Source organism: Hymenobacter sp. (genome assembly GCF_036387835.1).
In the GTDB taxonomy this organism is placed as follows: Bacteria; Bacteroidota; Bacteroidia; order Cytophagales; family Hymenobacteraceae; genus Hymenobacter.
Genome location: NZ_DASVSY010000045.1, coordinates 59,889 through 68,491 on the forward strand (window position 1 = coordinate 59,889; position 8,603 = coordinate 68,491).

Annotated in this window: 10 protein-coding genes; all 10 read left to right on the forward strand. The window is 54.6% G+C overall.

Features of this window, described 5'->3' with window-relative positions; translation table 11 throughout:
* Positions 1-27: 27 nt before the first annotated feature.
* Positions 28-582: an NADH-quinone oxidoreductase subunit B gene (locus VF639_RS09535; protein WP_331145666.1), complete on the forward strand. Its 555-nt coding sequence runs from the start codon at positions 28-30 to the stop codon at positions 580-582.
* A gap of 88 nt (positions 583-670) precedes the next feature.
* On the forward strand, positions 671-1,237 hold the full coding sequence (locus VF639_RS09540) for an NADH-quinone oxidoreductase subunit C (protein ID WP_331145667.1): 567 nt from the start codon (positions 671-673) through the stop codon (positions 1,235-1,237).
* Positions 1,238-1,255: 18 nt separating this feature from the next.
* Entirely contained in the window at positions 1,256-2,524 is a 1,269-nt protein-coding gene (locus VF639_RS09545; RefSeq protein ID WP_331145668.1) for an NADH-quinone oxidoreductase subunit D, read from the forward strand.
* A gap of 24 nt (positions 2,525-2,548) precedes the next feature.
* A complete protein-coding gene (locus tag VF639_RS09550) occupies positions 2,549-3,118 on the forward strand; it encodes an NADH-quinone oxidoreductase subunit NuoE family protein (RefSeq protein ID WP_331145669.1) in 570 nt (189 codons plus the stop codon).
* A gap of 12 nt (positions 3,119-3,130) precedes the next feature.
* Positions 3,131-3,412, forward strand: coding sequence for a hypothetical protein (locus VF639_RS09555; RefSeq protein WP_331145670.1), 282 nt, complete (start codon positions 3,131-3,133; stop codon positions 3,410-3,412).
* A gap of 12 nt (positions 3,413-3,424) precedes the next feature.
* Positions 3,425-4,765: an NADH-quinone oxidoreductase subunit NuoF gene (gene nuoF / locus VF639_RS09560; RefSeq protein WP_331145671.1), complete on the forward strand. Its 1,341-nt coding sequence runs from the start codon at positions 3,425-3,427 to the stop codon at positions 4,763-4,765.
* Positions 4,766-4,913: 148 nt separating this feature from the next.
* Positions 4,914-5,915, forward strand: coding sequence for an NADH-quinone oxidoreductase subunit G (locus tag VF639_RS09565; protein WP_331145672.1), 1,002 nt, complete (start codon positions 4,914-4,916; stop codon positions 5,913-5,915).
* 90 nt (positions 5,916-6,005) lie between these two features.
* On the forward strand, positions 6,006-7,100 hold the full coding sequence (gene nuoH / locus VF639_RS09570; RefSeq protein WP_331145674.1) for an NADH-quinone oxidoreductase subunit NuoH: 1,095 nt from the start codon (positions 6,006-6,008) through the stop codon (positions 7,098-7,100).
* A gap of 12 nt (positions 7,101-7,112) precedes the next feature.
* Positions 7,113-7,691 (forward strand): NuoI/complex I 23 kDa subunit family protein, encoded by a 579-nt coding sequence (locus tag VF639_RS09575; RefSeq protein WP_022824378.1) that lies wholly within the window; start codon positions 7,113-7,115, stop codon positions 7,689-7,691.
* 67 nt (positions 7,692-7,758) lie between these two features.
* Positions 7,759-8,268, forward strand: a complete 510-nt coding sequence (locus tag VF639_RS09580) for an NADH-quinone oxidoreductase subunit J family protein (RefSeq protein WP_331145673.1) — start codon at positions 7,759-7,761, stop codon at positions 8,266-8,268.
* The last annotated feature ends 335 nt before the right edge of the window (positions 8,269-8,603 follow it).

Below are 8,603 nucleotides of genomic sequence, written 5' to 3' on the forward strand. Positions count from 1 at the left end.
TATGCTCCTTCAATCTGACTTTCACTCATGGATAATAGAGTTCCTGAAATCAAAACTGTAGAGGCCCCGGAAGGTATTGAGGGTGCTGGCTTCTTTGCCACATCGTTGGAGAAAGTAGTGGGTATTGCTCGCGCCAACTCCCTCTGGCCCCTGCCTTTCGCTACCTCGTGCTGCGGTATCGAGTTCATGGCTACTATGGGCTCCCGCTACGATATTTCGCGCTTCGGTTCCGAGCGTCCTAGCTTCTCTCCCCGGCAGGCCGACCTGCTGATGGTAATGGGTACGATTGCTAAGAAAATGGCGCCCATCGTGAAGCAGGTGTACGAGCAGATGGCCGAGCCCCGTTGGGTACTCGCCATGGGTGCTTGCGCCTCCTCAGGCGGTATCTTCGATACCTATTCTGTACTGCAAGGCATCGACCGGATTATCCCGGTTGACGTGTACGTGCCGGGCTGCCCGCCTCGCCCTGAGCAAGTGCTCGACGGTTTGATGCGCGTGCAGGATCTCGCCAAAAACGAGTCGGTACGCCGTCGTAACTCGCCCGAATATCAAGCTTTGCTGGCTTCTTACAACATTAAATAAGGAGCTAGGAGACAGGAGTTAGGAGCTGAAATCTACTTTAATTCAACGGTTCCTAACTCCTGTCTCCTAGCTTCTAGCTCCTCCAATAATGGCTGACCCAACCGTAGAATCACCCGACGCTCAGGAAACCGCTGCTGCTCTCGATCCGGCTGCGCAGAAGAACAAGCAATTGCTCGACCTTCTGCATCGTTTGTTTGGGCAAGATGCCTTCACCGATGTGGAGGAACCGTACGGCTTTCTGACCGTCACCACAACACGGGAGCGAATTCACGATATCATTGCTGGCCTACAGCAGGACCAGGAGTTGCAGCTCAACTTCCTGACCACCATGTGCGGCATGCACTTTCCTGACCGTAAGGACCAGGAGTTAGGCATGGTATACATGCTGCACAGCTTGGTGCACAACATCCGGTTGCGGTTGAAGATTTTCTTCCCCATCGGCGACCCGCACGTGCCCACGTTGACTGACCTATATTCTGCCGCCAACTGGATGGAGCGCGAGGCGTTCGATTTCTACGGCATTATTGCGGTTGGGCACCCTAATTTGATCCGCATCCTCAATGTGGAAGACATGGACTACCATCCCATGCGCAAACAGTACGCGCTGGAAGATGGTACCCGTGAAGACAAAACCGACTTATTCTTCGGCCGCTAGGCCCCGGATACCCATATTATGGCAGTAAACGACACGCTGGAAGGCACCCGCAAGATTGTTGAAGAGGCCGAAGAGCAACGGCCCAATCTTCATCCGCTGGCCCCAACCGTCAACGACTTCAACCAGGAGCTAACCACGCTCAATCTCGGGCCCACCCACCCTGCTACCCACGGCATCTTCCAGAACATTCTGCAGATGGATGGGGAGCGGATTGTGTCGGGCGTGCCTACGATTGGCTATATCCACCGCGCTTTCGAGAAAATTGCGGAGCGTCGGCCGTTCTACCAGATTACGCCCCTCACCGACCGGATGAACTACTGTTCGTCGCCCATCAACAACATGGGCTGGCACATGACGGTAGAGAAGCTGCTCGGCGTGACCGTTCCGAAACGTGCCCAATACATGCGCGTGATTCTGATGGAGCTAGCCCGCATCACCGACCACCTTATCTGCAACGGTATCCTCGGTGTGGACACGGGTGCTTTCACCGGCTTCCTCTACCTAATGGACGAGCGGGAGAAGGTATACGAGATTTACGAGGAAGTAAGCGGCGCCCGCCTGACCACCAACATGGGCCGCGTAGGCGGCATGGAGCGCGACTTCACACCCGTAGCCATTCAGAAGCTGCGGGCTTGGCTGAAGTCGTTCCCGGCTGTGATGCGCGAGTTCGAGACGATGTTCAACCGCAACCGCATCTTCATGGACCGGGTAGTGGACGTAGGTGGTATTTCTGCCGAGCGCGCCCTCAACTACGGTTTCACTGGTCCCAACCTGCGCGCCGCCGGCGTCGACTACGACGTGCGGGTGATGAACCCGTACTCCAGCTACGAGGATTTCGATTTTGAAATTCCGGTGGGCACCAAGGGCGATACCTACGACCGGTTCATGGTGCGCAACGAGGAAATCTGGCAGAGCCTGCGCATCATCGAGCAGGCGCTGGAGAATCTACCCGAAGGCCCTTACCACGCTGATGCGCCGCACTTCTACCTGCCTCCCAAGCAGGCTGTGTACCAGAATATGGAGGCGCTGATTTACCACTTCAAAATCATCATGGGCGAAATCGACGCCCCGGTTGGAGAGGTGTACCACAGCGTAGAAGGTGGCAATGGCGAGCTAGGTTTCTACCTGGTTTCCGATGGAGGCCGCACGCCATACCGCCTGCACTTCCGCCGTCCGTGTTTTATCTACTACCAGGCTTACACAGAAATGGTAGTGGGTCAAACCCTCTCCGACGCCATCGTGACCTTGTCGTCGATGAACGTAATTGCTGGCGAGCTGGACGCGTAGTTTTTGTTGATTTCAAGTAAGTAAATGGAGACGACGAGCGTTAAGCCGCAATTTTCCGAAGCCGCCAAGGTGGAGATTGAGCGCATTTGTAAGCAGTATCCATCAGAGCGCCGCAAGTCGGCGCTGCTGCCGGTGCTGCACATTGCGCAAGCCGAATTTGGTGGTTGGGTGAGCCCTGAGGTGCAGGATTTAGTGGCCGAAGTTATCGGCATCAAGCCGATTGAGGTGTACGAGGTGTCGTCTTTCTACACCATGTTCAACCTCAAGCCAGTAGGCAAGCACGTGCTGGAAATATGCCGCACGGGTCCTTGCATGCTGCGCGGCTCCGACGAGCTAACACAGCACTTGGAGCGCATTACCGGCGCCAAAGTGAACGGCGCTACATCTCCTGATGGCCTGTTTACGCTTAAGGAAGTGGAGTGCTTAGCGGCTTGCGGTTTCGCTCCTATCGTGCAGGTTCGGGAGAAATACTACGAACAGCTTGATACTCCGGCCGCTGTGGATGCCATGCTCACCGAGCTGCGCAATCAGGTGCACCGTCCGGCTTTGCCGTGGGAAGAAACCGGCTTGCCGAACGCCCTGGCTAACAATTAAGCTCTGCCTATCATGGACGAAAGGAATAAGGATCTGCCACTGATTGTATCGGAAATGCTCATCGAGATGCACGAAATCAAAGGAGACATGCGTGAGGTCAAAACTGCCTTGCAACAGATGGCTTCTCTGATGCTCAAACAGCAGCAGCATACAAACGACCAGTTTCGTCTTTTGATGGAGGAGAATCGCAAGAACACAGAGTTTATGGTGTCTGCTTTTCGCGAAGAAGCGCAGGCAACCCGTCACCGGCTTGACGACCAAGATGGCCGTATTTCCAAGCTGGAGAACAACTAACGGCTACGTACTATGGGACGCAAACTGCTGACCGAACATATTAACGTTGAAGGCATCGACACCTTTGAGGTATACCGCAAACATGGTGGTTACCGCTCGGTGGAGAAGGCGCTGAAGACGATGACGCCCGATGAGGTGGTGGAAGAAGTGAAGAAGTCGGGCCTCCGGGGGCGCGGCGGCGCAGGCTTCCCTACCGGTATGAAGTGGAGCTTTCTGGCCAAGCCAGAAGGTGTGCCACGCTACCTCGTCTGCAATGCCGACGAATCGGAGCCGGGCACCTTCAAGGACCGCCAGTTGATGTCGAAGCTGCCGCACTTGCTGGTGGAAGGCATGATTACGAGTTCGTATGCGCTTGGCGCAAACTCTTCGTACATCTACATCCGCGGCGAATTGTTGTACGTGCTGCGCATCCTGGAAAAAGCCATTGCAGAAGCCTATGCGGCTGGTTTCCTCGGGAAAAACATCTTGGGTTCGGGCTACGACCTCGACCTATTTGTGCATCCGGGCGGCGGCGCTTATATCTGTGGCGAAGAAACCGCCTTGCTGGAATCGTTGGAAGGCAAGCGGGGCAACCCGCGCAACAAGCCGCCATTCCCGGCGGTGCAGGGCCTCTACGCCCGCCCAACGGTGGTAAACAACGTGGAATCTATTGCGGCCGTGCCGGTTATCGTGAATGATGGCGGTGAGGAGTACGCGAAGATTGGCGTTGGCCGGAGCACGGGTACCAAGCTGTTTTCGGCTTGCGGCCACCTCAACAAGCCTGGCATCTACGAAATCGAGTTGGGCTTGCCGGTTGAGGAATTCATCTACTCCGATGAATACTGTGGTGGCATCTGGAAAGGCCGCGAACTGAAAGCTGTAGTAGCTGGTGGTTCGTCCGTTCCGATTCTGCCCAAAGAGTTGATTTTGAAAACGGCTGCTGGTGAGCCTCGTCTCATGAGCTACGAGTCTCTTTCGGATGGCGGGTTCGTAACGGGTACCATGCTCGGCTCAGGTGGCTTCATTGCCATGGATGAGACGACTTGCATCGTGCGCAACACTTGGAGCTTCTCCCGCTTCTACCACCACGAGTCGTGCGGGCAATGTTCACCTTGCCGTGAGGGCACGGGCTGGCTGGAAAAGGTTCTGCACCGCTTGGAGCACGGCCACGGCCACATGGAAGACATCGACTTGCTGGTGAGTGTGGCTAAGCAAATCGAGGGTAACACCATTTGCCCGCTCGGAGAAGCTGCTGCTTGGCCGGTAGCTGCCGCCGTGCGTCACTTCCGTGACGAGTTTGAGTGGCACGTAACCCACGCCAAGGAAGCTGCCCAACCCGGCGCGGTGTACCAAGGCAAATCGGTGCTGGTATAATTTAGAACGTCAGGCTGAGCTTGCCGAAGCATCTCTACCGCTTCGTTGCAATGCTGATTATAATAACCCGGTAGAGATGCTTCGACAAAGCGCAGCCTGACGTTCTAGTTTTGCTGAACAGTCGAAATCAAAACGACTTCAACCTACAATGGCTAAAATAACTTTCGACGGCATCGAGGTGGAAGTTCCGGACGGAACGACTATCCTCAACGCAGCCCGCCAAATCGGTGGTAGCATCGTGCCTCCGGCTATGTGTTACTACACGCCACTGAAAGGCTCGGGCGGCAAATGCCGCGCTTGCTTGGTGCGTGTAGCCGCTGGCTCTACCAAAGACCCACGCCCGATGCCCAAACTGGTGGCATCGTGCGTAACGCCTGTGCAGGATGGTATGGTGGTAGAAAACACCAAGTCCGAGCAGGTATTGGACGTGCGCAAAGGCATTGTGGAAATGCTGCTCATCAATCACCCGTTAGACTGCCCTGTGTGCGACCAAGCCGGGGAGTGCGATTTGCAGAATTTCGCCTTCGAGCACGGCGTGTCCACGACCCGCTACCGCGAAGAGCGCCGCACGTTCGAGAAAATCGACATCGGTCCGCTCATTCAGTTGCACATGACGCGCTGCATTCTGTGCTACCGTTGCGTATACACCGCCGACCAGATTTCGGAAGGCGGCCGCGTACACGGTGTGCTTGGCCGCGGTGACGCGGCGGAAATCGGCACCTACATCGAGAACATCATCGACAACGACTTCTCTGGCAACGTCATCGACGTATGCCCGGTAGGCGCCCTCACCGACAAAACGTTCCGCTTCAAGCAGCGCGTGTGGTTCACGAAGCCCGTGAACGCGCACCGCGACTGCCCGAAGTGCACCGGCAACGTAACGCTCTGGTACAAAGGCAAAGACGTACTCCGCGTGACGGCTCGCAAAAACGAGTACGGCGAGGTAAAAGAGTGGATCTGCAACGAATGCCGCTTCGACAAAAAAGAAACGGCAGACTGGACCATCGAAGGCCCCGCGCATATTGACCGTTCTTCGGTAATTTCGGCCAACCACTACGAGTTGCCCGTGCTGAATCAGTCGGTAATAGCTGACTTGCCCGCCAGCACGCAGCGCGAGTTGCAGCAGAATCCACCTCTGAAACTTGGTTAAATGGCTTAGTTGTTAAATTGTTGGTTTGCTGGCAATTTGTTGCACAATCAGCCATTTAACAATTAAGCAATTCAACAATTAAAAGAAATGATTGAACTACCCGCCCTTGGTTGGCAATCCATTGTCATCTTCGTTGTATTCGCGCTTTCGTTGCTGATTGCAACGTATTGCACCTATGCGGAGCGTGTTATTGCTGCGTTTTTGCAGGACCGGGTTGGCCCGGACCGCGCAGGCCCCTACGGCTTGGCGCAGCCGCTAGCCGACGCCGTGAAGATGTTTACGAAGGAAGAGTTTTTCCCCGGCGGCGCCAACAAGGCGCTGTTCGTATTCGGCCCCTGTCTGGCCATGATTACGGCCTTGATGTCGTCGGCGGTAATTCCCTTCGGCAACAACCTCAGCTTCGGTAACAACGCCTTTTTCCTGCAAGGAATCGAGGTGAATATTGGGATGCTGTGGGTATTTGGGGTGGTATCGTTGGGCGTGTACGGCGTGATGATCGGTGGTTGGGCTTCCAACAACAAGTTCTCACTGCTCGGCGCTATTCGGGCGGCCTCGCAAAACATCAGCTACGAACTAGCCATGGGCTTGTCGCTGATTGCGGTGCTGATGATTTCGGGTACGCTTTCCTTGCGCGAAATCACGCTGCAACAGTCGTCGGAAGGTGCTTTTGTGTGGCAGGACATCTTCAACTGGAACATCATGAAGCAGCCTTTAGGCTTCATCATCTTCTTGGTATGCGCCTTCGCTGAAACCAACCGTACGCCGTTTGACTTGCCCGAATGCGAAACCGAATTGGTAGGTGGATATCACACCGAATACTCGTCGATGAAATTGGGCTTGTACCTGTTCTCGGAGTACGTGAACATCTTCGTGGTTTCGGCTGTGATGAGCGTACTGTACTTTGGTGGTTTCAACTTCCCCTTCCAATACGAGTTGCGCAACTGGTTGGCGAGCAGCCAAGGTTGGGAATTAGCTTCGGCGCAAAACCTGATTACGGCGCTCGGCACGGTGTTGCTGTTCGCTAAAATTTTCGCCTTTATCTTCTTCTTCATGTGGATTCGCTGGACTCTCCCGCGCTTCCGCTACGACCAACTGATGCGCCTCGGCTGGACCATTCTGATTCCGCTGGCCGTTATCAACATTCTTATCACCGGCGGACTCATTACGTTCGGGGTGATTAAGTAACTGACCTGACTCATGCAGCCTCTTACCAATAGAGCCAAGAAACTAGAAAAGAAGCCCATGACACTGGCGGAGCGGGCTTATTTGCCGGCTATCTTCCAGGGTCTGAGCATCACGATGCGCCACTTCTTTATGAAGAAGGCCACCGTACGTTACCCCGAAGAGGTGCGTCCCTTCTCCCCCATCTTCCGCGGCCTACACGTGCTTAAGCGCGACGAGCAGGGCCGGGAACGGTGCACCGCCTGCGGCCTCTGCGCCGTAGCCTGCCCCGCCGAAGCCATCACGATGGTAGCCGGCGAGCGGAAAAAAGGCGAAGAAGGCCTCTACCGCGAAGAGAAGTACGCCATCAGCTACGAAGTGAACATGCTGCGGTGTATCTTCTGCGGCCTCTGCGAAGAAGCCTGCCCGAAAGCCGCCGTGTATCTCCAAGCCGACAAAATGGCCCCGCCACGCTTCGAGCGCGACGAGTTCATTTACGGCAAAGACCGCCTTGTAGAGCCTGTTGACCCCACGAAACGTTCGGAGCGCGGCATCCAGCTTACGCCAGAGCAAGCTGAGGCACTCCGCAATAAGATGGTTCAGCAACCGGCGTAACTACTACATTTGTTGTCTTGAGCATAGCGAAATCCTTGCAAGCTCAGGACAACAAAAAACACCTGAAATGTCTCCAATCTTCCTCTTTCTGTCTTTCGTAGCACTGCTAAGCGCGCTAGGCGTGGTGTTTGCCAAGAATCCGATACACAGCGTGCTGTTCCTGATTCTGACATTCTTCTCGCTCTCAGGACACTACTTGCTGCTAAACGCGCAGTTCTTGGCAGCGGTGAACATCATCGTGTATGCCGGTGCCATTATGGTGCTGTTCTTGTTTGTGATTATGTTCCTGAACTTGAACGTGGACACGGAACCTCATAAACCAGCACTAGCCAAAATTGCGGCAGCCATTGCCGGTGGCTCGTTGTTCCTCATCATGATTGCCGCCCTGCGCAACATCCAGCTACCCGCTGTGAACGAGGCCACATTCAATTCACAAATCGGGATGGTTGACAAGCTCGGCATGGTACTGTTTACCACATATAAATTGCCCTTCGAGCTAGCTTCTATCCTGTTGCTAGTGGCCATGGTGGGGGCTGTGATGCTAGGCAAGCGCGAAACCGGGGAGCGGAATTTCTAGTGAACATGGAATTGATAAGAAAGCGGTATCTAATAATTTAGATGCCGCTTTTTTTATTTACCTAATTCGAAAAAATGACACCTGCCTTTCATGTTCCTTTTTACACTCTCTGCGGCCTATTTATAGGTTTTCAAAACCCTCATTCAGTACACCTAGTGAGAGAAAGCCAAAGCTTGTTATAGACTACTATGTAAATAACTGATGTTACGCAGTCGTCAGATGGGGTTTCGCGTTTAGTAGGCTTATGAAGAGTTGCACGCTGGACTTGTACACGGATTATTTGCTGAGTTCAACGGGGCCGACGACGGCCACCGGCTTGTCGCGGCTGCTGGAGG